Raw genomic sequence first — 22,508 nt, forward strand, 5'->3', positions numbered from 1 at the left:
GCGGCGTCAGGCCGCGCATCATGGGATACGAAAAATGCGGCTATTTTACCCATCAATGGGGGGCAGGCAATCATTGTTTACACAGGAGCTGCTCCAGTTCGTTCAATGACGTGACGGTCCAGGTCGGCTGGATACCTTCCGGCAACGTGCGACCGTGTGCATTCAGCCAGACGGTCGACAGGCCGGCGTTCATCCCGCCACGAATATCCGACTCCGCGGTGTCCCCGACCATCAGCACTCGTTCACGATCGGGATTGCCCGCTTGTTCCAGCGCATAATCAAAAATACGCGGATCCGGCTTAGGTACGCCCACCTCTTCAGAGATCACCAGCGCGTCAAAATGATCGCGCAGGCCCGTACGCTCAAGGCGGATCTGCTGCAGGGCGGTAAACCCGTTGGTAATAATGCCCAGCTTCGCCTTGCCCTTCAGGGCGTCCAGCAGGGAAACCGCGCCCGGCAACGGCGCGCAGATATCCGCCATGGCATTAAGGAAGGCATCGTTAAGCGCACCCGGGCTGACGTTTAACCGCTCGGCCCAGACATCAAAGCGCTGGTGCTGCAGCTGTAACGCGGTGATGGCACCGTTCTGGTAATCCACCCACAGCGGTTTGTTTACCGCCTGATAGTCCTGAAAGTCTTCAGCGGTGAAGGTAACGCTATAATCGAGAAACATCCGCTGTAGGCCGCCAAACGAGTCAAACGTAAACAGCGTTTCGTCGGCATCAAAGAAAATCCAGTCCCATTTCATCGTTACAACCTTATTTTAGTTATCCAAGCGGCAGAGCCATTATGATGGCGTCTTCACGTCCCTCTGCGGTGGGGTAGTAGTTACGGCGGATAGTCGCCTCGTTAAAGCCTAAGCTTTCATAGAGTGCGATGGCGGCGACATTCGACGCGCGCACCTCCAGCCACAGGGTGAAAACGTCACGGGTTTCGAGCTCGCGAATGAGATACTCAAGCAGTTCTCTTCCCAGCCCCCGGCGCTGATACGCGGGATCAACCGCGATATTAAACAGCGTCGCTTCGTCCAGAACGACCTGCGTGATGGCAAAAGCGGCCATCGTGCCGTCGACGTCCAGACGGTAATTCAGATACCGCTCGCCCTGATTGCTGGCGAGGGTTTTTTCGCTCCATGGAAAAGCATGGGCGCGCGTTTCAATCGCGTACGCCGCGGTCAGATCAGGCGTCGTGAGGGAAGAAATCGTGTTCATATTCGCAGATTTGTTGCCATAGCGCGCTGCGCGCTTTTGGGTTGGCTTTCAGTTCGTCCAGCGCTGGCGAGCAGATCTGGCTCCCTTCCAGGGAGACCTCATCGATGTCTCCCATACGCCAGCTGTTGCAGCGGCTGTCGGATGGCAGCATGGTGACCCTGTCTGGCGTAAGCTGTAAAACCTGTTCAGTGGTCAACTTCAGGCTACGAAGGACATCACCAATAAGGGGTTCATTCAGGGCAGGCAGTTCCTCCGCCACCATCACCAGCCGGACGTGCGCAGGGATGGAGATGGCGATTTCGCCCTGCAACGCCGTCGGGCGACGCAAGGCCCACTGGGTGATGCCCAGTTGCTGCAACTGCCAGTCTCGTCGGGATGTCATAGGGAAAACTCCTGTCTCTCAGGCGCGCAAATATAGCAAATGTGTCGAAACTGCGCCATCTACCTACTATAATCCCCGCCTGAGTTAATTGAGGAACAATTCATGTCTGCATTTACCCCGGCAAGTGAAGTCTTGCTGCGTCACAGTGATGATTTCGAAGAAAGCCGTATTCTGTTTGCCGGAGATATGCAGGATGACCTGCCCGCACGTTTCGACTGTGCTGAAAGCCGTGCCCACACCCAATACTACCACCACTGGCAGGTACTGAGCCGCCAGATGGACGACCGCGCGCGCTTTAGCCTGGTCGCTGAACAGAGCGACATCGCCGACTGCGACACGCTCATCTACTACTGGCCGAAGAACAAGCCAGAAGCCCAGTTCCAGCTGATGAACCTGCTTTCTCTGCTGCCCGTTGGCTGCGATATTTTCGTGGTCGGTGAGAACCGCAGCGGCGTTCGTAGCGCAGAACAGATGCTGGAAGGCTATGCGCAGCTGAATAAAATCGACAGCGCCCGTCGCTGTGGCCTGTATCACGGCCGTCTGGAAAAACAGGCGACCTTTGATGCTGAGAAATTCTGGGATGAGTATCAGCTTGACGGTCTGACCATTAAAACTCTGCCAGGCGTCTTCAGCCGCGACGGTCTGGACGTGGGCAGCCAGCTGCTGCTCTCCACCCTGACGCCGCATACGAAAGGCAAAGTGCTGGACGTCGGCTGTGGCGCGGGTGTACTGGCGACCGTACTGGCGAGCCATTCGCCAAAAGTGCGCTTAACCCTGTGCGATGTGAGCGCCCCGGCGGTTGAAGCAAGCCGCGCAACGCTTGCCGCAAACGGCCTGGAAGGCGACGTGTTTGCCAGCAACGTCTTCTCTGATGTGAATGGCCGTTTCGACATGATCATCTCCAACCCACCGTTCCACGATGGTATGGAAACCAGCCTTGAAGCGGCGCAAACGCTGATCCGTGGTGCAGTACGTCATCTGAACAGCGGGGGTGAACTGCGTATCGTGGCTAACGCCTTCTTGCCGTACCCGAAAGTGCTGGATGAAACCTTTGGCTTCCATGAAGTCATCGCCCAGACGGGTCGCTTTAAGGTTTACCGCACCGTGATGACGCGTCAGGCTAAGAAGTAATCCCCTTATCTGGCAGGCCGGATACGCGTAACCGCTATCCGGCAAAACCTGGCGCCACCATCGGCCATTTTTGCAGCAATCAAAACAGCGTGCGCATTTTTCTGTTGACGTAATGCTGAAAACATCTAGAATGCGCCTCCGTGGTTACGATACTTTTACAGTGTCGATGGTATGCGAAGGTGGCGGAATTGGTAGACGCGCTAGCTTCAGGTGTTAGTGTCCTTACGGACGTGGGGGTTCAAGTCCCCCCCCTCGCACCATAAATCACGTTGATATTGCTCGCACTGGGCGAAGGTGGCGGAATTGGTAGACGCGCTAGCTTCAGGTGTTAGTGTTCTTACGGACGTGGGGGTTCAAGTCCCCCCCCTCGCACCAACGAGGCGATATCAAAAAAGTAAGATGACTGTGCGAAGGTGGCGGAATTGGTAGACGCGCTAGCTTCAGGTGTTAGTGTCCTTACGGACGTGGGGGTTCAAGTCCCCCCCCTCGCACCAATTATCTTACATCCTTTCTGACGTTCTTCTCACTTTCCGCTTATTTCAAACTCATCAGTATCACCAGAATTCCACTGACCAGTGCTACGCATGACGGCAGTAACACAAAGTGGCGTAGCTGTTTATGCCAGATCATCCCTGACGTCACTAACAGTCCTGACACAATGAGCGCTTTCCAGACATCAATGGAGAGATCGGCAAACATCAGACCGCCAAGAATCGCCCCCGGCAGTAACACTCCCCAACCACTTCCCAGCGCCCTGTTCAACATGGTTCGCCCTCCCCCACTGATAATGATAACCAATATCATATGATATCAATTATCATTTGTCAGCACGATTAATCAAAAACTCTCCCCCTTTACCTTTCCTGTAATGACAGGAAATGCCTAAGGTGATAAATTGCTCACCTGTTAACTAGACCTAAAGATTTTCTGATAATTACTCTTTGAGTTTTTTGCATCTTTCATTGCGAAACAACACCTATTTACCTGTTTTAATTAAATATTAATAAAAACGCACTACTATGACATCACAATCCTGGCGGTCTTTGGTCCACAGTAAATATCAATTATCGTTACGTTTATTTTTATTTCTGAACGCGACCTCTGCTGTGTTCTCGGTAACAAACCCGCTCTATTCTATTCGCCTGTTATCAGTCCCCCTGATTTCTATTTTTGTTATCAGCACCGGGCTGCTCGTCTGGCACTGGAAAAAGAGAACGCGCAAGGTAAATATTCCTGCCGTTTCAGCGATCTTCGGTATTTTATGGGCGTGGCAGGTGGCCTCGAAATTTTCGTTAATTACCCACGATCAGGCGACCTATTTGATCATGGCATTATTAACGGTACTGTTTATTGGTACGCTGGCCTTCGCCAGTAATATCAAAGCATTTACGCTGCACTCCTTCCCCACCTTTATTGTCTGCCTGTGGTTAAGTAATCATGATATATGGCTGAGAATGACCTATTCTTTCGCACTTCCTGTGGTAGCAATTGCGATTCATAACATTTTGCAAAGACGTAACGATCGCTTCGCGCAGGAACTGCTCTCCCGTTTGCTGGAGGAGCGTGAGACCCTCACCGATCTCAGCATGATGGACCCGCTTACCGGCCTTTATAACCGTCGCGGACTGCAAAGCCGGCTGGAGAATCTTCCGGCAGTGGAGAACGGCGAGCACTTTGTCCTGCTGATGGATATCGACCACTTTAAAGCCTACAATGACCACTACGGCCATATGATGGGCGACCAGGCGCTGATCCGGGTCTCTGCTGCCATCCGTGATGCCGTGCGTTCACGTGATATTGTGGCGCGCTTCGGCGGGGAAGAATTTATGGTTCTGCTGACCAATATTTCTCTCGAGCATGCCCGCCAGACGGCAGAGCGGATCCGCCAGAAAGTCTACGATTTAAAAATCCCGCATATGTTCAATGAAAGCGTGGCGACAAACGTCACCATCAGCATTGGAATTGCCATTTTTGAGGATGAAGACGCCGAAGGCGCACTGGAGAAAGCGGACAAAGCCCTCTACGAAGCAAAGCATATGGGGCGCAATAACATCCTGCTGAGCGAAGAGCTTCAGACCGCGTAAGCGCGGCGTCATATAACGAGGACAAAAGTCTTGCCATCGGTATGAGCAATAGTTAGGATTGGCAATCATTATCATTTAGATTTGTATCTCTACTATGGCCACTCATACCGCACAAATCGTTGAACCACTTCTCTGGAGAGCCCGCCTCCCCACCGGGAATGTTTCGCTTGCGGATGCCATCAGGGATAAGATCGCTAAAACCCGCGCCCACCTGCTGGACTTTATCAGGCTGGATGAAGCGCACCCGCACCACGCCATGACGCTGGAAGAGTGGCGACAGCCGTCGACACTGCAGTCGTTGCTGGCAACCTATTCCGACCATATCTATCGCAATCAACCGACCCTTACGCGGGAAAACAAACCCCTGCTCTCCCTCTGGGCGCAGTGGTATATCGGGCTGATGGTGCCCCCACTCATGCTGGCGCTGCTCACTCAAAAGGGCATGCTTGAACTCTCCCCGGAATATTTTCATGTCGAGTTCCACGAGACCGGCCGAGCGGCCTGTTTCTGGATTGATCTCCACGAAGACCAGAACGCGGAGCACCTCTCTGCTCAGGAACGTATGGAGCAGCTCATAACTCGCGCCCTGATCCCGGTAGTGGATGCGCTGGAAGAGACGGGGGAAATCAACGGGAAGCTTATCTGGAGCAATACCGGGTATTTAATCCACTGGTATTTGACGGAAATGAAACCTCTGCTCGGTGATGAGAAGGTCGAGGCCCTGCGCCAGTCCTGTTTCTTTGCAAAACAGCTTTCCGATGGTCGCGATAACCCGTTATTCCGCACCGTGGTCCTTCGTGACGGGCTTCTGGTTCGTCGCACCTGCTGCCAGCGTTATCGCCTGCCGGACGTTCAGCAGTGTGGAGATTGTACGCTCAAGTAAGGTCAGGTGTTGCCGGGCCGCATTAACGCTGACCCGGCACCCGTTTCTCACGCTATCTGCTGATTTTCCTCTTCCGCATTACGTTGCGCTTCTTCCGCTTCCTGCTCCAGCAGTTGCTTCTCGTACACTTTAAAGAACGGGAAGTAGATGATGGCCGATACGCACGCCAGGACCACCACCAGAATGGCTGCACGGAAATCCCAGCCCAGCGCCCATGCGGCACCTACCGGTGCAGGTGCCGTCCACGGCACAACGGAGATCACGCGGCCAATCAAATCGAACTTCATCGCCGACCAGGCCAGCACGGCGTTAACCATGGGTGCCAGCAGGAACGGAATAAAGAACACCGGGTTCATGACAATCGGCGTACCGAATATAACGGGTTCGTTGATGTTAAACAGGCTTGGCACCACGCTCAGACGGCCGATAGAACGCAGATGAGCGGAGCGGCTGCGCAGGTAGCAGAACACCAGCCCCATCGTGGCACCTGACCCCCCGATGACGATAAAGAATGTCCAGAACGCTTCCATAAAAATATGCGGCAGCGGCTGGCTGGCGGCCAGCGCGGTCTGGTTAGCGCCCAGGTTGGTCAGCCAGAACATCTGCAACATCCCGGAGACAATCGCGGCGCCGTGAATCCCGGCGAACCACAGCAAATGCCCAATCAACACCGCCAGCAGGATTGCCGGCAGGGAGTCTGCGGCTGAAACCAGCGGTTTGAAAACAGACATAATCGCCTGCGGAATCAGCATGCCAAACTCAGACTGAATCACCAGACTCAGCGGGTAGAGCGTCAACACCACCACCAGCACCGGGATCAACAGGTCAAAGGAGTTTTTGATCATCGGCGGAACCTGGTCCGGCAGACGGATCCCGATGTTATGCGCTTTCAGAAAACGCATCATCTCAACGCAGTAGATAGCCACCAGAATCGCGGTAAAAATGCCAGTCCCACCGAGGCTGTCGACCGGAAGCGTGCCTTTGGTTTTCGGCGCCGCGACCAGCAGAAACGCCATCAGCGACAGCATGGCGCACATGAACGGGTCTAACTGATGCGATTTGACATAGTGTTTGCCAAGGTTATAGGCAATGGCCGCGCAGATATACAGGGACATAACGCCCATGGTCATATCAAACGGCGTGAGGATCTGACCTTCAAATTGCTTCGCCATGTCCAGCCAGGCGCGCGCGAAACCCCAGGTGGTATCAGGCGAAAACGGTGGATACGCGAAGACGAGTAAAAATGAACCCACAATCATGAACGGCATCGCGGAGATAAAGCCATCACGAATAGCCATAACATGACGCTGGGAGGAGATCCGCCCGGCAATCGGGCTGACGTAATTTTCTACAAAACGAAATATCAGATTAAACGCAGCATGGTTGGCAGACATAGCAGATCTCCTTTCAGACGTTTATGACGGGCGCATACACGCCATACGTTGGTCCATACATCACCTTCACAACCTTGCCGGCGCGTTTACCAGCGGTACTGCTCAGACGGAATGGTTTCATATTTAGCTCTTATTATTGGATACAGGGGACGTTACATAGTCAGTATTAATCTCTCACTCACGGTCTGCAACCGGTTACTGTAACCGGTTTCCGTGAATGTGAAGGCGATCCAGAAATCGGCCGTGTGGGATATTTGTTACTGAAGAGATATTTACAGAGCATAAATTCTTATGACAGATTACGCGGGATATTTGTCAGGAGGAAACAATGAGTTTGCAGTCTGTACAGCAGTTTTTTGCCGACAACGCTCCGGATATAGAGGTTATTGAACTTAGCCAGAGTACCGCAACCGTTGCGTTGGCTGCTGCCGCCCATCGTGTTGAGCCGGGACAAATCGCCAAAACGCTGTCGTTGAAGGTTAAAAATGACGTCATTCTGGTGGTCGCGAAAGGGGATGCGCGTCTGGATAATAAAAAACTGAAAGACACGTTTGGCGCAAAAGCACGCATGCTCAGTTGTGATGAAGTGGTGACCATCACGGGTCATCCTGTTGGCGGCGTGTGCCCGTTTGGGCTGGAAAATCCGCTCGCGGTTTATTGCGATATTTCACTGAAGCAGTATGCTGAAGTGCTGCCGGCCGCGGGTGCAATTCACAGTGCCGTGCGTATTTCACCAGACAGAATGGCAGAACTGACGTCCGCAAAATGGGTAGATGTTTGCATCTGAATGAGGCGCCAGAGCCTGTCTGGCGCACAGATATCAGCTTATAAAAATGTCGGCTGGCTTAATACTGATGTTCGCGGATCCCGGGCCGGGAGATGAGTCAGAATATCTGCCGCATCAAGCAGCCCCACGTCAGAATTGACCCCAAGCTTCACCATCGCATTAAACTTGTGCGCCCGGATGGTCTTAATATTGCGCTCAAGCTGCGCGGCGATTTCAGGAATAGAAAACCCGCAGGACATATACCGCAAAATCGCCCGCTCCGTTGGACTTAACATCCTGTTTTGACTCTTGTACCAGTGGTTGAGCATATTGTCATTGATGTGCAGCGTTTCACTCAGCAACACCAGCAGTTCCTCCTGCAGGCGGTCGAGCGACACCGATTTACTGACGACACCGTGAAGGCGTGAAGGGGAAAGATGGCTGATTAACCGCGCTTCCATTTCATCTGCCGCCAGGATGATGCGCTGAATATGATTATGCGTAAACGCGAGATCCCGCAGGGATGCCAGACAGTTTCGACGCTCTTCTCGCGCATCAGAAAGTGAATAGATCAGCGAGAAAAAAGAGACATGAGGAAGCGCCTTCTTAAAGCTGTCAAATTCACTGAACATGTGCAGTTGATAATGGCTGAGCGTGGGCAGTGCAAACAGATGCTCCAGCCCGACGGCACTCATCGCGCAATTTTCGATGACGGCAATATGTCTTGTTGAACCGGTTTTATCCATTCCTCGAACTCTCCATAGGCTGACATTAAACTCAGCTCTCTCAATCCCTGAGTACTGTTGATCCAGGCGTACAGATCGGCATTACTCCGTAATGACAACCGTCGCATCGCACTGTTTTTCTGTGCACTGATCGTTTTATTGCTCTTCTTGAGCAAAGTGGCAATTTGGTTAATCCCCCAGCCCTTGCCTAACAGACGCAATACCTTGCGTTCAGAGTGGGTGAGCGCAATGACGCGGTCGTCTTCATCATCGTTACAGGCAGGCTCGGGCGTTAATAACGTCTGGCTTATCCGCTCTGCCCGTTCACTGCCTGCACGGATGGCGTTAATTACGCCTTCTATCGGCTCCATATCAGAAAGCAACGTGCTTTCCGGACGCATCAGCAGCTCAACGGCAATAGGGTAAAGCGGTCGGGAGACTAAAAAAATCCAGTGAATATCCCGATATTGATTTAATAAACCGTAATATTCTTCGAGCGTGCCCCGGGGATTCCTGTATTCACCTGAAATATCAGCGATAATGACGTCTGCACGCCTTAACTGCAGCAGGGTTAATTCCTGCAGCGAACGGCAAAACGTTAAATCAAAATCGGCAAAATGGCGTGTCATCACGCCCCCCAACCCGTTTTGCATTACGGGTATCCTGCTAATGACGACGCCATGTTTACCATTCAATGACGACATAGACCCTCCGTGTCCATTTTCATATGATGAGTAACGTTAAAACGCATCAAGGTATAAGTGTATTCGTCCCTGAGTGTAAAACTGATTAATACAAGCAGAAGATGAGATGTGTGCTTCATTTAAGAAATGCCTAAAACAGCGGTAATATCTCACAAAGCACAGATAAATTTAATTATAAAGGCCTTAAAATAATTAAAATATAAACTTAGTAAAACTAAATATAAATATCTTATATTTCTCAATTAATAATTCATCATATTTATGGCCCAAAACCGCATCTCGCCGTCAGACAGCCCGCAACTGTTTGCATAAAGCTTGATCTGACCCACAGCTAGAGGCACTGCAGTTTGTGCTAAAAGTAAGCATGACGGGCCAACAGGCAAGCTATTCACCTTCTCTTCAGGACATGACATGCAGGCAGATCGATCAACGCAGCGTGCCATCACGCGGCTCTGTATTCAGTGCGGTCTTTTTCTGCTCCAGCACGGGGCGGAAAGCGCGCTGGTCGAGGAACTCTCCACCCGGTTGGGGCTGGCGCTGGGTATGGACAGCGTTGAGAGCGCCATTTCATCCAATGCTATCGTGTTGACCACCATAAAAGACGGTCAGTGCCTGACCTCCACCCGCAAAAACCACGACCGCGGCATCAATATGCACGTTGTAACCGAGGTTCAGCATATCGTCATTCTTGCTGAGCATAAGCTTCTCGACCTGCACGACATTGAAAAACGGTTCAACCAGATTAAGCCCTTACGTTATCCCCGCTGGCTGGTGGTGTTAATGGTCGGGCTGTCCTGCGCCTGTTTTTGTAAGCTCAACAAAGGCGGCTGGGACGGCGCGGTCATCACCTTTTTCGCCAGCAGCATCGCCATGTACGTGCGCCAGCTCCTGACGCACCGCCAACTCCACCCGCAAATTAATTTCTGCATTACCGCTTTTGTCGCCACCACGGTTTCTGGCCTGCTGCTTCGTCTGCCGCAGTTTGCCAACACGCCGACGATTGCCATGGCGGCCAGCGTGCTTCTGCTGGTGCCCGGCTTCCCGTTGATTAACGCCGTAGCCGATATGTTTAAGGGGCACATCAATACCGGTCTGGCACGCTGGGCGATTGCCAGCCTGCTGACGCTTGCAACCTGCATTGGTGTGGTAATGGCCATGACACTCTGGGGGTTACGCGGATGGGCGTGATCGATTTTCTGCTGGCGCTGGCGCAGGATATGCTGCTGGCCGCGATCCCTGCCGTCGGTTTTGCGATGGTCTTTAACGTTCCGCAACGCGCGTTACCGTGGTGCGCGCTATTGGGTGCTATTGGTCATGGCTCGCGAATGGTGATGATGACGGCGGGATTCAACATTGAATGGTCAACATTTATGGCCTCAATGCTGGTCGGTAGCATCGGAATTCAGTGGTCGCGCTGGTATCTGGCGCATCCCAAGGTGTTCACCGTCGCCGCCGTTATCCCGATGTTCCCCGGCATATCTGCCTATACGGCCATGATTTCCGCGGTGAAAATCAGCCATTTCGGCTACACCGAACCGCAAATGATCCTCCTTCTGAGCAACTTTCTTAAGGCCTCGTCCATTGTCGGTGCGCTCTCTATCGGACTGTCGATCCCCGGACTGTGGCTGTACCGCAAACGTCCACGGGTTTGAGATTTGTATTATTACGCTGCCGTGAGGATAATCACTCCAATCCGTTTGGTGACGATAAGGAAAGGATGTGGCTAACCCAGGCAGCGAACTCCCCGAGCACAATGAAGAATCCAGCCTGAAAGAGAAAATCTTTCAGAGCGCTATCACGCTGTTTGCCGAATACGGGTTGAACGGTGCCCGCATGGAACAAATTGCGGAGAAAGCCGGCACCACCAAACGCATGGTTGTTTACCACTTCAAAAACAAAGAGAACCTGTATCTTCTCGTACTGGAGTATGTTTACACCCAGATCCGCGCCAGTGAACAGGCGCTCAGCCTGGCGGGAATGCCCCCTGTCGAAGCGCTGGTTCATCTGGTTGAAGCCACCTTTGACTACCATGCCGACCATCCGGATTACATCCGCATTATCTGCATGGAAAACATGCAGCGTGGCCGTTTTATGCAGCAGTCCAGCTACCTCCGCCAGGTCAACCGCAGCGCGCTTGATCTGCTGGAAGCGATCCTCCGTCGCGGGAAAGAAAAGCAGTTGTTCAATCAGACGGTTGAAGCCCGCGATCTGCATCGTTTGATCAGCAGTTTCAGCTTCCACTACGTTGCCAACAGCTACACCTTCACCCTGCTGTTTGAAGAGGGTGCGGACGAACAGGCACAGCGCCAGCACTACCGTAAAATGGCCGTTCAGGTGGCGCTCCGCTATACCTGCCCATAAAATAGCTTGCAATTAAATCGCGCACTATCTATATTCATCTCATGAACGCGAAAACGAACGACACGACCGCTGCGCTCCTGCTGGATAACCAGCTCTGCTTTGCTCTCTATTCAGCAAATCTGGCGCTGAACAAGCTGTACCGGCAACTGCTGGCACCGCTGAACCTGACTTACCCGCAATACCTGGTGATGCTGGTGCTGTGGGAGCAGGATGACATTACGGTGTCGGACATCGGTGAACGGTTGTTCCTTGACTCTGCCACGCTGACGCCGCTGTTGAAGCGTCTGGAAAGCGCGGGGCTGATAAACCGCCACCGCTCACGTAAAGACGAGCGTCAGGTCGCCGTCACCCTGAGCGATGCGGGACGCCATCTCCAGCAGCAGGCTTCCGGGATCCCCCATGCAGTGGGATGCGCCGCCCAGTGTGATACTGAGACCATGCTGTCACTTAAGCAGCAGCTGGAACGTTTGCGACAACAGATCCAACGCGCGTAAGGCTATACTTTACGCGTATTTATTTACCCATATATATCGCACGCTATTTAATAGCGCACATTAATGTAAGATGAGGAATCTGCCATGTCTTTAGAAAAAGTTGTCTACACTGCCAAAGCAAAAGCAACCGGAGGCCGTGATGGCCGTGCGACCTCTTCCGACGGCGTACTGGACGTTAAACTCGGCGTGCCAAAAGAGATGGGCGGCATGGGCGGTGACGCCACCAACCCTGAGCAGCTGTTTGCTGCCGGCTACTCTGCCTGCTTCCTGGGTGCCATGAAGTTTGTAGCCGCTCGCGACAAATTTACCCTGCCGAAAGAGGCCTTTATTGAAGGCGAAGTGGGGATTGGGCCGCTGCCAACCGGTTTTGGTATCGAAGCAAAACTGAACATCCACGTTGAAGGTATGGATCCTGCAGAAGCCAAAAAACTGGTCGATGCAGCACACATTGTGTGTCCGTACTCTAACGCGACCCGCGGTAACATCGACGTAACGCTGAACATTATCGCCTGATAACTGCCTGATGGCGTTACGCTTATCAGGCCAGCCGTTGTCGCCCCGGCAGGCATCGCGCCGCCGGGGAAAACCCCTCCTTCCCTTCCCGCTCTCTGTGCTACCATAAGCCCATATCACGCCCGTAGTTATCAGTAGAGTAAGCGTTATGTCCTCCAGAATTCTGACCACCAGCATTGCTGGTATTGATGCCTTTATGCGCGATCCCCGCGGTGTGCTGACCCACGCCGAAGGCGGCACGGTTGCGGTATTTGCTGACAACGCTCCGGCGTTTTATGCCATCACACCGGAACGTCTGGCACAGCTTCTGGAGATTGAAGCGCAGTTGTCCCGCCCGGCGAGCGACGTAACCCTCGATAACCAGTTCTTTGACGAGCCGGTTAACGTCCCCATGGCCGTTCCCATGGGAAAATTTGCCCTGTATGCGGGCTGGCAACCAGATGCTGATTTTCAACGGCAGGCGGCATTGTGGGGCATAGCGTTAACGCAACCGGCTACCCCCGAAGAGCTGGCCGCGTTTACCGCCTGGTGGCAGGCGGAAGGCAAAGTATTCACTCATATTCAGTGGCAACAGAAGCTCGCGCGTCATCTGCAAATTAATCGCGCCAGCAATAACGGCCAGCCAAAACGTGATATCAACGCGTTTTCCGAACCGGATAAACAGATCCCTAATGGATTCCGAGGTGCGAAATGAAGAACGTCGGCGACCTGATGAAACGTCTGCAAAAGATGATGCCAGCCAACGTGAAGCCCGCCTTCACGACGGGTGAAGAACTCCTGGCGTGGCAAAAAGAGCAGGGTAAGATCCGCGCCGCCGCGCTGGCCCGCGAAAACCGGGCGATGAAAATGCAGCGCACCTTTAACCGTTCCGGTATTCGCCCCCTGCACCAGAACTGCTCATTTGATAACTATAAAATTGAGACCAACGGGCAGATGAATGCACTCGCTGCCGCGCGTCAGTACGTGGATGAATTCGACGGCAATATCGCCAGCTTCATTTTTAGCGGCAAGCCTGGCACGGGGAAAAACCACCTGGCGGCCGCTATCTGTAACGAGCTGCTGCTGCGCGGGAAATCGGTGCTGATCATCACCGTGGCCGATATCATGTCCGCCATGAAAGACACCTTCAGCAACCGCGAAACCAGCGAAGAGCAACTGCTTAACGACCTGAGTAATGTCGATTTACTGGTTATTGATGAGATTGGCGTCCAGACCGAATCCCGCTATGAAAAAGTGATCATTAACCAGATTGTCGATCGCCGCTCTTCCTCCAAACGCCCCACCGGCATGCTGACTAACCACAACATCGACGAAATGACCCGCTTGCTGGGCGAACGCGTCATGGATCGCATGAAGCTCGGGAACAGTCTGTATGTCATCTTCGACTGGGAAAGTTACCGCAGCCGTGTCACCGGTAAAGAGTATTAAGATATTTCCAGGAAAGACCGGTGGCCCGGAGGTATATACTGACTCCACTTTCGCCCCAAAACGGACCTTTTTTGAGTAAGCCATTATGAAAAAACAGTTTCTTTTCAGCACCGTATTAGGCGCCCTGCTGGTTACCGGCGCGGCACAGGCCGCATCCTGGCAGGATTCGCTGTCCAGCGCAGCGAGCGAACTGACCAAAGAGAGCAGCAGCACCCAGGGCGGGCTGTCAGCCTCTTCCCTTACCGGCCTGCTGGGTAACAGCACCCAGAGCCTGAGCGCAGGCACAATGAACAACGCCGCGGGGATTCTGGAATATTGCGCGAAGCAAAAACTGGCCTCCGTGACCGACGCGCAAAACGTGAAAAATCAGGTGCTGGGCAAACTCGGTCTGGATACACAGGAGCAGAAACAGGACACCAACTATATGGATGGTATTCAGGGCCTGCTGAATGCGCAAAACGGTCAACAGCTCAACCTGAGCACCATCGGCAACTCCTCGCTGGCGAAACAGGTGAAAACCAAAGCCTGCGATCTGGTGCTGAAACAAGGCGTTAATTTCATCTCCTGATCCCCGCCTGTATTGCCATTACACGCCGCGTTTAAGACGTTATTCTTTTAACGCGGCGTTAAAGCCGTCTTTTTCCTGCCTGCCACCGTCTGAGCGTCCGTATGTCAGGATGCGACCCCCTTCAAAAAAACGATTTTCTAAACCAAATCCTAACAACAGCACACTTTCGTGACACTAAAATTGCAGCTACACGACAACGCAATTACATTGTATAACCCAAAAAATAATCAGTTAGCCAGCTAAGCGCCTGGCGTCATGAGGATAGACTGTTGTCAGAGTTAATGTCCCTTGTCCTTTTTCTGGCCTCTGTCGGCGTTTACGCCTGCAAAGCGGGCCGTAACACCTGGTGGTTTATCGCCACGCTGGTGGTGCTCGGCATTTTTATTATTTTAAACATTACCTTATACGCCAGCGATTACTTTACCGGTGACGGCATTAACGATGCGGTGCTCTACACGCTGACGAATAGCCTGACGGGCGCGGGCGTGGGTAAATACATTCTTCCCGGGCTTGGGCTGATTGCGGCGCTGGTGATTATTTTTGGTGCCCTGGCCTGGGTGCTGCGCCGCCGTCGACATCTTCCGCATCATGGCGGCTACAGCCTGCTGGCACTCTGTCTGGCGCTGGCGTCCGTGGATGCCAGCCCGGCGTTTCATCAGATAACCGAGCTGGTAAAGTCACAGTCGCGCGACGGCGACCCGGATTTCATGGCCTGGTATAAAGAGCCGTCCAAAAAAATAGCCAACCCGAAGCTTAACCTGGTGTATATCTACGGCGAGAGTCTGGAACGCACCTGGTTTGATAACAATGCTTTTCCGAACCTGACGCCGGAGCTGGGCGCGCTGAAAAACGAAAGCCTTGATTTCAGCCACACCGCGCAGCTGCCCGGTACGGATTACACCATCGCCGGGATGGTTGCTTCGCAATGCGGTATCCCGCTCTTCGCCCCCTTTGAGGGTAATGCCTCGGCCTCAATGTCGAGCTTCTTCCCGCAGAACGTTTGCCTCGGCGATATCCTGAAAAACTCCGGCTACGAAAACTACTTCGTACAGGGGGCCAACCTGCGCTTTGCCGGAAAAGACGTGTTCCTGAAATCCCACGGTTTTGACCATCTGTATGGCTCAGAAGAGTTAAAAACGACCGTTGCCGACCCGCATTACCGCAACGACTGGGGCTTTTACGACGACACGGTACTGGACGAAACCTGGAAAAAGTTCGAGGAACTGTCCCGCGCCGGCAAGCGTTTCTCCCTCTTTGCCCTGACGGTAGATACCCACCATCCGGACGGGTTTGTCTCGCGCACCTGTAAGCGCAAACGCTATGAGATTGACGGCAAAAACAACACGTCGTTCAGCGCGGTAACCTGCAGCCAGGAGCATATCGCCGCTCTGGTCGAGAAAATCAAAGCCTCGCCGTATTTTAAAAACACGGTCATCGTCGTCTCATCTGACCATCTGGCGATGAAAAACAGCGCCTGGGATCAGCTCAGCAAACAGGATCGCAGCAATCTGTTCTTCATTCTGCGCGGCGACCAGCCGCAACAGGACGTGATCGCCACCAAACGCAACTCCATGGATAACGGCGCAACCGTGCTGGACATTCTGGGCGGGGATAACTTTATTGGCCTTGGCCGCAGTACGCTCTCGGGGCAGTCACTGTCGGAAGTGTTCCTCAACATGAAGGAGAAAATCCTTGCGTGGAAGCCGGACATCATCCGCCTGTGGAACTTCCCGAAAGAGATGAAAGACTTCACCATCGATCAGGATAAAAACACCATCGCCTTCTCCGGCAGCCATTTCCGTCTGCCGCTGCTGCTGCGCGTGTCGGATACGCGCGTCGAACCGCTGCCGGAAAGCGAATACTCTGCGCCGCTGCGTTTCCAGCTGGCCGACTTCGCCCCTCGCGATAATTTTGTCTGGGTCGACAGGTGCTACAAAATGGGCCAGCTCTGGTCCCAGCCACTGGCTCTCTCAACCGACTGGTGCGTTTCTCAGGGACAGCTTGGCGGGGAGCAAACCGTGCAGCATGTCGATAAAGCGCAGTGGAAAGGCAAAACCGCATTCAACGATACGGTCATCGATACCGCGCGCTATCAGCGAAATGTCGACATGCTGAAGATCGTGGATAACGATATTCGCTATAAAGCAGACAGCTTTATCTTCAACGTGGCCGGGGCACCGGAAGAGGTCAAACAGTTCAGCGGCATCTCGCGTCCGGAATCCTGGGGGCGCTGGTCTAATGCGCAGCTGGGCAGTGAAGTGAAGATTGAGTACGCGCATCCTCTGCCGGAAAAATTCGACCTGGTGATCACCGCCCGGGCCTATGGTCCAAACGCGAACCGTCCCATCCCGGTGCGTGTGGGCGATAAAGAGCAAACGCTGACGCTGGGAAATGACGTCACCACCACCACGCTGCATTTTGATAATCCTTCCCGCAGCAATACGCTGGTGATTGTTCCGCCGGACCCGCAGCCGACGAATGAGGGAAATATTCTTGGCCATTCACCGCGCGAGCTCGGCATCGGGATGGTAGAGATTAAAATTGTCAGTAAAGAGAGCTGATCCCTTCTGCGCCCGGCGTTCTGTCGGGCGCTTTATGTAAATATATAATCCTATAAAACCATTAAAAATAAGACAGAGACACCATATATCTCTCATTTCTATTTATAAATTCACCAGAACGACATCATATCCCAGAATGTGTAACTCCTTACACCCTGAGCGAGTTACCCACTTTTTATCATGCTAACCGGCAATACGTTCGAATCCACCCTGGCACAGCGCAGCGGAGTACGACCAGCGCTATCAGGGGAAAAAACCCTGATGCCGCAGACACTGAATGCCGACTATAAGGTCATCGTTTTAAGCGGCAATGCCTTCTTGTGGCTGGGCCTGAAGACGTTCATCTCGCAGAGTGTGGACCCCTGCCCTGAAATTTTCTGGATTAACGACGTGAGCCCTGAGGGGATCCTACCCCTGCGGCAACTGATGTTGAATATCCGCGTCAAAAAAGGGTGGCTGGTATTCACCGATGCGTCCCGCGTCAACGATATTAAAATCATTCTGGGGGGTGAGCGTGTCCACGTGGTGGCGGGAAACCTGTCACTCGCGCAGCTCAGCCGCTGTTTTCAGAACACGCCGTTCGCAAGCGTAAAAAACGCCACGCTCACCTGCCAGGAGCTTCGGGTTTGCATGCTGTTCCGCAACGGGTTCAGCCCGGTTCGCATCGCGCAGATCCTGAATAAATCCCCGAAAACGATCTACACCCACAAGCGTAACGCGATGAACAAATTTCACTGCCAGAACCTGGCGGAATTCCATCGCAAACTCTTCCTGCTCGACTACCCGGCATCGTGTTTGTAACTGCACGGCTAATCACGTCGGGAAATAAGATCATGCGGCGTCATCTTCCCTGTCTCATTCTCTGGCTGTTGATGCTGGCGCTGCTGTCTCGCTATGCCCTTCCCGCCACGTTGGGATGACGTGGTAATCCGACTGCACGAGTAAATTGCCTTAAATCTTGTCTGGATCAATGTTATCGGTAACAATGACGCTAAAATAGCCAGCGTGTTATGTCCGACAAGGCACAGCCTTATCTTCTTTTTTGTTATTTTTTCTGTATTACAATAACTTATGAAATACCTGCTTGCTGACGCCATCGTCTATAACGACGAAGACGGTTCTGTTTCTCTTATCAATGCACCCGATCTGGACAGACAAATCCTCACCTGTACCGCCAACGCCATCATGAAGCTGCTGGTTCAGCATCACGGCAACGTCGTCGAACGTGACACCTTTCTGAGTGATGTCTGGGATCAACGTGGGCTCCAGGGGTCCAACAATTCGTTAAATCAATACATCAGTATTGTGCGCAAAATGCTGTCGAGCCTGCTGCCCGACACCCTGTTTATCGTCACCGTGCCGAAAACGGGCTTTATGCTCAGTGCTGATATCGCGGTAACGCCCCTGGAGGACGATTTTCCCGTCGTGGAGTCGGTCCCGGCCTCACGACGCATTCAGCCAGAATGGCTATTCTGCGGTGTACTTACGCTGATGGTCGTGGCGCTGTGCATCGGCGCCTGTTTGACGAAACAGGCGCACCAGTACAGTGACACTCATCTGCTCACCCACATTGGCACCTGTCCGGTCTACACCTTCGCCCCGCTGGCAGATGTGTTTCACTCTAAGGCCATGGCGCTGGCGCAGACGCTTCAGCGCGAAGGTAATCTGCCCTGCCTGAAAAACTCTATTTTCTATATGCACATCCAGAGAACACTTTTCTATGGCCACGAAGGGCGGCTGGTCCTTTCCCAGTGTTCTCTCACGGACGGTAAAGCCAGCGCCTGCCGAACGCTTTACTTTTACGAGTGGTGATATGAAACAAAAAAAAGTGTGGCTTATTCTGGCGCTCAATCTGTTGCTGATTGGCGTGACGCTGGCGTGGTACGTCTACACGCCTCCGCTGTCCGGAACCTGTGCAGGAAACCTGACATTTTCAGCCCGACATGACGATCATGATTTCTCCTTTGAAGGGGAGGTTACGCTGCGCTTTCAGCCCGACAACACAGGGTACCTTACGCTTAACGGCGACGTGGTTAACGAGCCACATCACTGGGATGTTTCCCGCCAGGAGATGTTCACGTGGCGGCACGTTGAGGGCTCACTCTATGAAATATTCATACAAAGCGTGGCGCGCTTTAGCCATGACACCCTGCCACCGGGGGTCTTTGAAAAGTACGTCGCCGGCCTGACGCCGGGGAACAAAAGACTTCTGAAGATTGAACGCACGCCGGAAGACGCGCTGGTGATCAGCAATTTCTATGCGCCGGTCCTGATTTGTTCAGAATAGGCACGGCTGGTCGGGGTATACTTTCCGCCATGAACATTCTCTTTCGATCGACGACGCCCAAAGATGTTGCTGCCCTGCCCGCCATCGAGCGCGCGGCAGGCGAGCGTTTTCGGGACGTCCCCGAACTGGCCTGGCTTGCTGACGCCGACGTCATTTGCGCGGAACATCATCTTGATTACGCGAAACGCGGGTTAAGCTGGCTGGCGCTGGCAAACGACCTGCCCGTCGGGTTTATTCTTGCAGAAGCCCATCCGTCATCGCTGTTTATTGTCGAACTCTCGGTTCATCGGGAGTGGCAGGGAAGAGGAATAGGTCGGCGACTTATCGCCTGCGTCGCAGACCATGCCCGCACGCTGGGGCTGACATCGCTGACGCTGACCACCTTTTGCGAGGTGCCGTGGAATGCGCCGTTTTATGCGCGACTCGGGTTTGAAACGGTGACGATGCTAACGCCTGAACTGCGTCAGAAAAGAGAGGAAGAAGCGGCGCACGGTTTCGCGTATGACTCCCGCTGTGCCATGCGCCTGCCTCTGTGATATCGGCCTGCAAAACGCCCCATTACAGGCCGGGTCAGGCGTAGCCGCCCCCCGGCACTGTGGCAGGATTAAAACGTTTCCCAGTTTTCGCCCGCATCGGTGGTCGCGGCTTTACGCGCCATCATAGGGGCTGCAGCGGTTTTCGCTGAAGCCTGCTCGCGGGCTTTCATCTGCTCCTGCTGAATGCGGAACACGGCCACGGCCTGAGTCAGACGGCTCGCCTGCTCTTCCAGTGCCGCCGCCGCCGCGGCAGACTCTTCCACCAGCGAGGCGTTCTGCTGGGTCACGCGATCCATCTCAGCCACCGCCAGACCCACCTGATCGATACCGCGGCTCTGCTCATCAGACGCAGAGGCGATTTCGCCCATGATGTCCGTCACGCGGGTTACCGCATTAACGATTTCACCCATGGTTTCGCCGGCGCTTTCTACCAGGGTAGACCCGACTTCCACGCGGCCAACAGAGTCTTCAATCAGGCTCTTGATCTCACGTGCTGCCTGGGCGCTGCGCTGTGCCAGGTTACGGACTTCCCCCGCAACAACGGCAAATCCGCGGCCCTGCTCGCCCGCACGTGCCGCTTCTACCGCGGCGTTCAGTGCCAGGATGTTGGTCTGGAACGCGATGCCGTCGATCACGCTGATAATGTCGGCAATTTTCTGCGAACTGCCCGCGATGTCACGCATGGTTTGCACCACGTTATCCACCACTTTACCGCCCTTCTGCGCGGTTTCGGACGCGCTCAGCGCCAGGTTGCTCGCCTGACGGGCGTTCTCGGCGTTCTGCTTAACGGTCGCCGTCAGCTGCTCCATGCTGGCAGCGGTCTCTTCCAGGGATGCGGCCTGCTGTTCCGTACGGGAAGAGAGATCGTTGTTACCCATCGCGATTTCACTCGCGCCGCTGTAGATGGCATTAGCACCGTTACGCACATCACCAACGGTACGGACCAGCTCGCCCTGCATATGACGCAGCGAGTCGGCCAGTTCACCCATCTCGTTAGCGCCCTGCACCTCGATGCGCTTCACCAGATCGCCGCTGGCGATATGACGAATGTTGTCGATAAGACGGGTAAGTGGCGAAATCAGCGCCTGCTTGATACCCAGCCACACGGCCACGATCACCACCAGCACCGCAATCAGTACGCTAATCAGCACCCAGATTGCCTGGCTGTAGGAGCTATTGCTGTTTTCCACCGCCATCTGATACAGCTTGTCGTTCTGCTGCAGATAGTTCACGTACTGCTTCTCAAAACCATCCTGATAGCTCTGGGTAGGTTGATCGAAGAAGGCGTTGATTTTGCCCGCGCCCAGCAGCTGGATCAGCTCCGCCAGTGCACCGTGGTAGATATCGTAGTTACGCTTGATCTCCGTCGCGTCGGCGTCGTTTTGACGCGGATCGCGTGGCAGGGCTTCGTATTCAGCCCAGTTTTTTTCTGCCTGTTTCAGAGAAGCCGCCGCAATTTGCATCAGATCGTTCACGGTCGCGCCGCTGCCGATATTGCTCTGATCCATCATGTAGCGGATACCCGCACGGTTCAGGGTATTACGGGTTTGCAGCAGGGCAACCCAGCTGGCGTTCAGCGTGGACTGTTGCTGGCGAATGGTTTGCAGGACGGTGAAATTCTCTTTGTCATGCTTGAGGGCATTGAAGAAAAGACCACCGGATGTGAGTTGTAAAAGGCCAAATATCGCTAATACCAGCATTAAGCTGGTGACAATCTTGATACGGTTTAACATGTTTTCGCTTTCCATCAGACAGATAACAGGATTTTCGGCCTGGAAAGGGAAAACTTTACGAAAATCATCCTTAAATTTGTGGTTTTTACTCTTCTTCGCGCGCTGTGATATGCCGGTTCCCCAGTTCAATAAACTCTTCCAGCAGCGCTGTCAGCTGTTGCATCTTCGCCGGCGTATATTCGGCCTCGATTTGCTGATACGCCTCTTCCACCTGCGCCTGGGCACGCTCGTATAGCCTGTTCCCCTCTTTGGTCAGCGACACGTACAGCTTGCGCTGATCGTTTACGGGCTTAAGGCGCAGCACCAGACCGTCACGCTCCATGCGCGTCAGAATGCCCGTCAGGCTGGGACGCAAGATACAGGTGCGAAACGCCAGATCGTGAAAATCCATCGACGGATGTTCGGCCAGCACGCGCACGATGCGCCACTGCTGCTCGGTCAGGTTATGCCGTTTCACAATTGGGCGGAAGTAAGACATCGCCGCTTCCCGCGCCTGTAACAGGGCGATAGTTAATGAATCATGCATAGCCTCTCCCGGTAATCATTAACACATGAACAATTCAGTTCTGCTGGTTTTACACACAACGCGTTTTACGACAAAAAGTCTAACAGAAACAAGCCTGATATTTTAACGCAATGATAAATATAGCCTTTAATCTCTTTATGTAAATTTATTGTTATTCATATCACAAATTATTCACTTCTGGTTGCGAAATAAACAGCAAAGGCATACAACCTGATCATTAA

26 protein-coding genes and 3 tRNA genes are annotated in these 22,508 nt (G+C 53.5%); 20 read left to right on the plus strand and 9 right to left on the minus strand.

The genetic code is table 11. The features are described from left to right. Nucleotides 1-70: 70 nt before the first annotated feature. Genes yjjG through BJ887_RS12750 form a run of 3 tightly spaced genes read right to left on the minus strand, consistent with a single transcriptional unit; the run spans nucleotide 71 to nucleotide 1,593 of the window. Nucleotides 71-748 (minus strand): pyrimidine 5'-nucleotidase, encoded by a 678-nt coding sequence (gene yjjG / locus BJ887_RS12740; RefSeq protein ID WP_014168519.1) that lies wholly within the window; start codon nucleotides 746-748, stop codon nucleotides 71-73. Nucleotides 749-767: 19 nt separating this feature from the next. Continuing rightward, nucleotides 768-1,211, minus strand: a complete 444-nt coding sequence (gene rimI, locus BJ887_RS12745) for a ribosomal protein S18-alanine N-acetyltransferase (protein WP_014168518.1) — start codon at nucleotides 1,209-1,211, stop codon at nucleotides 768-770. Further along, a complete protein-coding gene (locus BJ887_RS12750) occupies nucleotides 1,180-1,593 on the minus strand; it encodes a DNA polymerase III subunit psi (RefSeq protein WP_014168517.1) in 414 nt (137 codons plus the stop codon). Before BJ887_RS12750 ends, rimI begins: the two co-directional genes overlap by 32 nt. A 102-nt stretch (nucleotides 1,594-1,695) precedes the next feature. Between BJ887_RS12750 and rsmC the strand changes: the two genes are divergently transcribed. The 4 genes from rsmC (at nucleotide 1,696) to BJ887_RS12770 (ending at nucleotide 3,218) form a co-directional block, all read left to right on the plus strand. Next, the gene (gene rsmC, locus BJ887_RS12755) at nucleotides 1,696-2,724 is read left to right on the plus strand and encodes a 16S rRNA (guanine(1207)-N(2))-methyltransferase RsmC (protein WP_014168516.1); all 1,029 of its coding nucleotides are present in this window, start codon (nucleotides 1,696-1,698) and stop codon (nucleotides 2,722-2,724) included. Between the two features lie 173 nt (nucleotides 2,725-2,897). Continuing rightward, nucleotides 2,898-2,984: transfer RNA gene (locus BJ887_RS12760), tRNA-Leu, on the plus strand. Between the two features lie 28 nt (nucleotides 2,985-3,012). After that, a tRNA-Leu gene (locus BJ887_RS12765) sits at nucleotides 3,013-3,099 on the plus strand. A gap of 32 nt (nucleotides 3,100-3,131) precedes the next feature. After that, nucleotides 3,132-3,218: transfer RNA gene (locus tag BJ887_RS12770), tRNA-Leu, on the plus strand. Nucleotides 3,219-3,258: 40 nt separating this feature from the next. Here BJ887_RS12770 and BJ887_RS12775 read toward each other — a convergent pair. Beyond that, nucleotides 3,259-3,528, minus strand: a complete 270-nt coding sequence (locus BJ887_RS12775; RefSeq protein ID WP_229216843.1) for a DUF1435 domain-containing protein — start codon at nucleotides 3,526-3,528, stop codon at nucleotides 3,259-3,261. Nucleotides 3,529-3,743: 215 nt separating this feature from the next. Between BJ887_RS12775 and BJ887_RS12780 the strand changes: the two genes are divergently transcribed. Further along, nucleotides 3,744-4,808, plus strand: a complete 1,065-nt coding sequence (locus tag BJ887_RS12780; protein WP_025205608.1) for a GGDEF domain-containing protein — start codon at nucleotides 3,744-3,746, stop codon at nucleotides 4,806-4,808. Nucleotides 4,809-4,902: 94 nt separating this feature from the next. Then, complete coding sequence (gene fhuF / locus BJ887_RS12785) at nucleotides 4,903-5,691, plus strand: siderophore-iron reductase FhuF (RefSeq protein WP_020885292.1); 789 nt, start codon at nucleotides 4,903-4,905, stop codon at nucleotides 5,689-5,691. Between the two features lie 47 nt (nucleotides 5,692-5,738). Here fhuF and BJ887_RS12790 read toward each other — a convergent pair whose 3' ends face one another. Beyond that, complete coding sequence (locus BJ887_RS12790) at nucleotides 5,739-7,085, minus strand: PTS cellobiose transporter subunit IIC (RefSeq protein WP_014168512.1); 1,347 nt, start codon at nucleotides 7,083-7,085, stop codon at nucleotides 5,739-5,741. A gap of 328 nt (nucleotides 7,086-7,413) precedes the next feature. Between BJ887_RS12790 and BJ887_RS12795 the strand changes: the two genes are divergently transcribed. Next, nucleotides 7,414-7,872 carry a YbaK/EbsC family protein gene (locus BJ887_RS12795; RefSeq protein ID WP_014168511.1) on the plus strand — a complete coding sequence of 153 codons (459 nt, stop codon included), beginning with the start codon at nucleotides 7,414-7,416 and terminating at the stop codon, nucleotides 7,870-7,872. 38 nt (nucleotides 7,873-7,910) lie between these two features. Here the strand turns inward: BJ887_RS12795 and bglJ are convergent, their stop codons facing one another. Together bglJ and BJ887_RS12805 are read right to left on the minus strand one after the other, a co-directional pair. After that, a complete protein-coding gene (bglJ, locus tag BJ887_RS12800) occupies nucleotides 7,911-8,546 on the minus strand; it encodes a DNA-binding transcriptional activator BglJ (protein ID WP_032681707.1) in 636 nt (211 codons plus the stop codon). Next, nucleotides 8,543-9,280: a LuxR C-terminal-related transcriptional regulator gene (locus BJ887_RS12805; protein ID WP_014168509.1), complete on the minus strand. Its 738-nt coding sequence runs from the start codon at nucleotides 9,278-9,280 to the stop codon at nucleotides 8,543-8,545. The genes bglJ and BJ887_RS12805 overlap by 4 nt, the downstream gene beginning before the upstream one ends. 411 nt (nucleotides 9,281-9,691) lie before the next feature. On the opposite strand from BJ887_RS12805, the gene BJ887_RS12810 reads away from it, so the two are divergent. From BJ887_RS12810 to BJ887_RS12875, 13 genes are all read left to right on the plus strand, one after another. After that, nucleotides 9,692-10,468 (plus strand): threonine/serine exporter ThrE family protein, encoded by a 777-nt coding sequence (locus BJ887_RS12810; protein ID WP_014168508.1) that lies wholly within the window; start codon nucleotides 9,692-9,694, stop codon nucleotides 10,466-10,468. Further along, nucleotides 10,459-10,932 (plus strand): threonine/serine exporter, encoded by a 474-nt coding sequence (locus BJ887_RS12815; RefSeq protein WP_020885295.1) that lies wholly within the window; start codon nucleotides 10,459-10,461, stop codon nucleotides 10,930-10,932. Before BJ887_RS12810 ends, BJ887_RS12815 begins: the two co-directional genes overlap by 10 nt. Nucleotides 10,933-10,999: 67 nt before the next feature. Continuing rightward, nucleotides 11,000-11,641: a TetR family transcriptional regulator gene (locus BJ887_RS12820; protein WP_020885296.1), complete on the plus strand. Its 642-nt coding sequence runs from the start codon at nucleotides 11,000-11,002 to the stop codon at nucleotides 11,639-11,641. Between the two features lie 41 nt (nucleotides 11,642-11,682). Then, the gene (locus BJ887_RS12825) at nucleotides 11,683-12,135 is read left to right on the plus strand and encodes a MarR family winged helix-turn-helix transcriptional regulator (RefSeq protein ID WP_014168505.1); all 453 of its coding nucleotides are present in this window, start codon (nucleotides 11,683-11,685) and stop codon (nucleotides 12,133-12,135) included. A gap of 84 nt (nucleotides 12,136-12,219) precedes the next feature. Then, entirely contained in the window at nucleotides 12,220-12,648 is a 429-nt protein-coding gene (locus BJ887_RS12830; RefSeq protein ID WP_032679577.1) for an organic hydroperoxide resistance protein, read from the plus strand. Between the two features lie 148 nt (nucleotides 12,649-12,796). Then, the gene (gene dnaT / locus BJ887_RS12835; RefSeq protein WP_025205613.1) at nucleotides 12,797-13,342 is read left to right on the plus strand and encodes a primosomal protein DnaT; all 546 of its coding nucleotides are present in this window, start codon (nucleotides 12,797-12,799) and stop codon (nucleotides 13,340-13,342) included. Next, complete coding sequence (gene dnaC, locus BJ887_RS12840; protein WP_014168503.1) at nucleotides 13,339-14,076, plus strand: DNA replication protein DnaC; 738 nt, start codon at nucleotides 13,339-13,341, stop codon at nucleotides 14,074-14,076. The genes dnaT and dnaC overlap by 4 nt, the downstream gene beginning before the upstream one ends. Nucleotides 14,077-14,161: 85 nt before the next feature. Continuing rightward, nucleotides 14,162-14,644: a DUF2501 domain-containing protein gene (locus tag BJ887_RS12845; RefSeq protein WP_020885299.1), complete on the plus strand. Its 483-nt coding sequence runs from the start codon at nucleotides 14,162-14,164 to the stop codon at nucleotides 14,642-14,644. A 269-nt stretch (nucleotides 14,645-14,913) separates the two neighbouring features. Then, nucleotides 14,914-17,205 carry a phosphatidylglycerol--membrane-oligosaccharide glycerophosphotransferase gene (gene opgB, locus BJ887_RS12850; protein ID WP_014168500.1) on the plus strand — a complete coding sequence of 764 codons (2,292 nt, stop codon included), beginning with the start codon at nucleotides 14,914-14,916 and terminating at the stop codon, nucleotides 17,203-17,205. Between the two features lie 261 nt (nucleotides 17,206-17,466). Then, nucleotides 17,467-18,006 (plus strand): helix-turn-helix transcriptional regulator, encoded by a 540-nt coding sequence (locus BJ887_RS12855; RefSeq protein ID WP_040018564.1) that lies wholly within the window; start codon nucleotides 17,467-17,469, stop codon nucleotides 18,004-18,006. A gap of 270 nt (nucleotides 18,007-18,276) precedes the next feature. Then, a complete protein-coding gene (locus tag BJ887_RS12865) occupies nucleotides 18,277-19,017 on the plus strand; it encodes a winged helix-turn-helix domain-containing protein (RefSeq protein WP_121339939.1) in 741 nt (246 codons plus the stop codon). 1 nt (nucleotide 19,018) lies between these two features. Further along, nucleotides 19,019-19,492, plus strand: coding sequence for a hypothetical protein (locus tag BJ887_RS12870; protein WP_020885303.1), 474 nt, complete (start codon nucleotides 19,019-19,021; stop codon nucleotides 19,490-19,492). Between the two features lie 29 nt (nucleotides 19,493-19,521). Continuing rightward, nucleotides 19,522-20,028 (plus strand): GNAT family N-acetyltransferase, encoded by a 507-nt coding sequence (locus BJ887_RS12875; protein ID WP_121339940.1) that lies wholly within the window; start codon nucleotides 19,522-19,524, stop codon nucleotides 20,026-20,028. Nucleotides 20,029-20,096: 68 nt separating this feature from the next. On the opposite strand, the gene tsr is transcribed toward BJ887_RS12875, so the two are convergent. Beyond that, nucleotides 20,097-21,761 carry a methyl-accepting chemotaxis protein gene (tsr, locus tag BJ887_RS12880; RefSeq protein ID WP_032682055.1) on the minus strand — a complete coding sequence of 555 codons (1,665 nt, stop codon included), beginning with the start codon at nucleotides 21,759-21,761 and terminating at the stop codon, nucleotides 20,097-20,099. 85 nt (nucleotides 21,762-21,846) lie between these two features. Then, on the minus strand, nucleotides 21,847-22,287 hold the full coding sequence (hpaR, locus tag BJ887_RS12885; RefSeq protein WP_014168494.1) for a homoprotocatechuate degradation operon regulator HpaR: 441 nt from the start codon (nucleotides 22,285-22,287) through the stop codon (nucleotides 21,847-21,849). Between the last annotated feature and the right edge of the window lie 221 nt (nucleotides 22,288-22,508).

The organism is Enterobacter sp. WPR_3_1 (assembly GCF_003635055.1).
GTDB lineage: Bacteria > Pseudomonadota > Gammaproteobacteria > Enterobacterales > Enterobacteriaceae > Enterobacter > Enterobacter ludwigii.

Bases quoted from the DNA above. Each gene is read 5' to 3' on its own strand.
- yjjG (WP_014168519.1), bottom strand. From the start codon at position 748: ATGAAATGGGACTGGATTTTCTTTGATGCCGACGAAACGCTGTTTACG.
- dnaC (WP_014168503.1), top strand. From the start codon at position 13,339: ATGAAGAACGTCGGCGACCTGATGAAACGTCTGCAAAAGATGATGCCA.
- rimI (WP_014168518.1), bottom strand. From the start codon at position 1,211: ATGAACACGATTTCTTCCCTCACGACGCCTGATCTGACCGCGGCGTAC.
- BJ887_RS12865 (WP_121339939.1), top strand. From the start codon at position 18,277: ATGAAATACCTGCTTGCTGACGCCATCGTCTATAACGACGAAGACGGT.
- BJ887_RS12775 (WP_229216843.1), bottom strand. From the start codon at position 3,528: ATGATATTGGTTATCATTATCAGTGGGGGAGGGCGAACCATGTTGAAC.
- BJ887_RS12795 (WP_014168511.1), top strand. From the start codon at position 7,414: ATGAGTTTGCAGTCTGTACAGCAGTTTTTTGCCGACAACGCTCCGGAT.
- rsmC (WP_014168516.1), top strand. From the start codon at position 1,696: ATGTCTGCATTTACCCCGGCAAGTGAAGTCTTGCTGCGTCACAGTGAT.
- BJ887_RS12845 (WP_020885299.1), top strand. From the start codon at position 14,162: ATGAAAAAACAGTTTCTTTTCAGCACCGTATTAGGCGCCCTGCTGGTT.
- tsr (WP_032682055.1), bottom strand. From the start codon at position 21,761: ATGTTAAACCGTATCAAGATTGTCACCAGCTTAATGCTGGTATTAGCG.
- BJ887_RS12875 (WP_121339940.1), top strand. From the start codon at position 19,522: ATGAACATTCTCTTTCGATCGACGACGCCCAAAGATGTTGCTGCCCTG.
- BJ887_RS12815 (WP_020885295.1), top strand. From the start codon at position 10,459: ATGGGCGTGATCGATTTTCTGCTGGCGCTGGCGCAGGATATGCTGCTG.
- dnaT (WP_025205613.1), top strand. From the start codon at position 12,797: ATGTCCTCCAGAATTCTGACCACCAGCATTGCTGGTATTGATGCCTTT.
- BJ887_RS12780 (WP_025205608.1), top strand. From the start codon at position 3,744: ATGACATCACAATCCTGGCGGTCTTTGGTCCACAGTAAATATCAATTA.
- BJ887_RS12810 (WP_014168508.1), top strand. From the start codon at position 9,692: ATGCAGGCAGATCGATCAACGCAGCGTGCCATCACGCGGCTCTGTATT.
- BJ887_RS12830 (WP_032679577.1), top strand. From the start codon at position 12,220: ATGTCTTTAGAAAAAGTTGTCTACACTGCCAAAGCAAAAGCAACCGGA.
- BJ887_RS12870 (WP_020885303.1), top strand. From the start codon at position 19,019: ATGAAACAAAAAAAAGTGTGGCTTATTCTGGCGCTCAATCTGTTGCTG.
- BJ887_RS12790 (WP_014168512.1), bottom strand. From the start codon at position 7,085: ATGTCTGCCAACCATGCTGCGTTTAATCTGATATTTCGTTTTGTAGAA.
- BJ887_RS12805 (WP_014168509.1), bottom strand. From the start codon at position 9,280: ATGTCGTCATTGAATGGTAAACATGGCGTCGTCATTAGCAGGATACCC.
- BJ887_RS12750 (WP_014168517.1), bottom strand. From the start codon at position 1,593: ATGACATCCCGACGAGACTGGCAGTTGCAGCAACTGGGCATCACCCAG.
- fhuF (WP_020885292.1), top strand. From the start codon at position 4,903: ATGGCCACTCATACCGCACAAATCGTTGAACCACTTCTCTGGAGAGCC.
- BJ887_RS12855 (WP_040018564.1), top strand. From the start codon at position 17,467: ATGCCGCAGACACTGAATGCCGACTATAAGGTCATCGTTTTAAGCGGC.
- BJ887_RS12825 (WP_014168505.1), top strand. From the start codon at position 11,683: ATGAACGCGAAAACGAACGACACGACCGCTGCGCTCCTGCTGGATAAC.
- bglJ (WP_032681707.1), bottom strand. From the start codon at position 8,546: ATGAGTGCCGTCGGGCTGGAGCATCTGTTTGCACTGCCCACGCTCAGC.
- hpaR (WP_014168494.1), bottom strand. From the start codon at position 22,287: ATGCATGATTCATTAACTATCGCCCTGTTACAGGCGCGGGAAGCGGCG.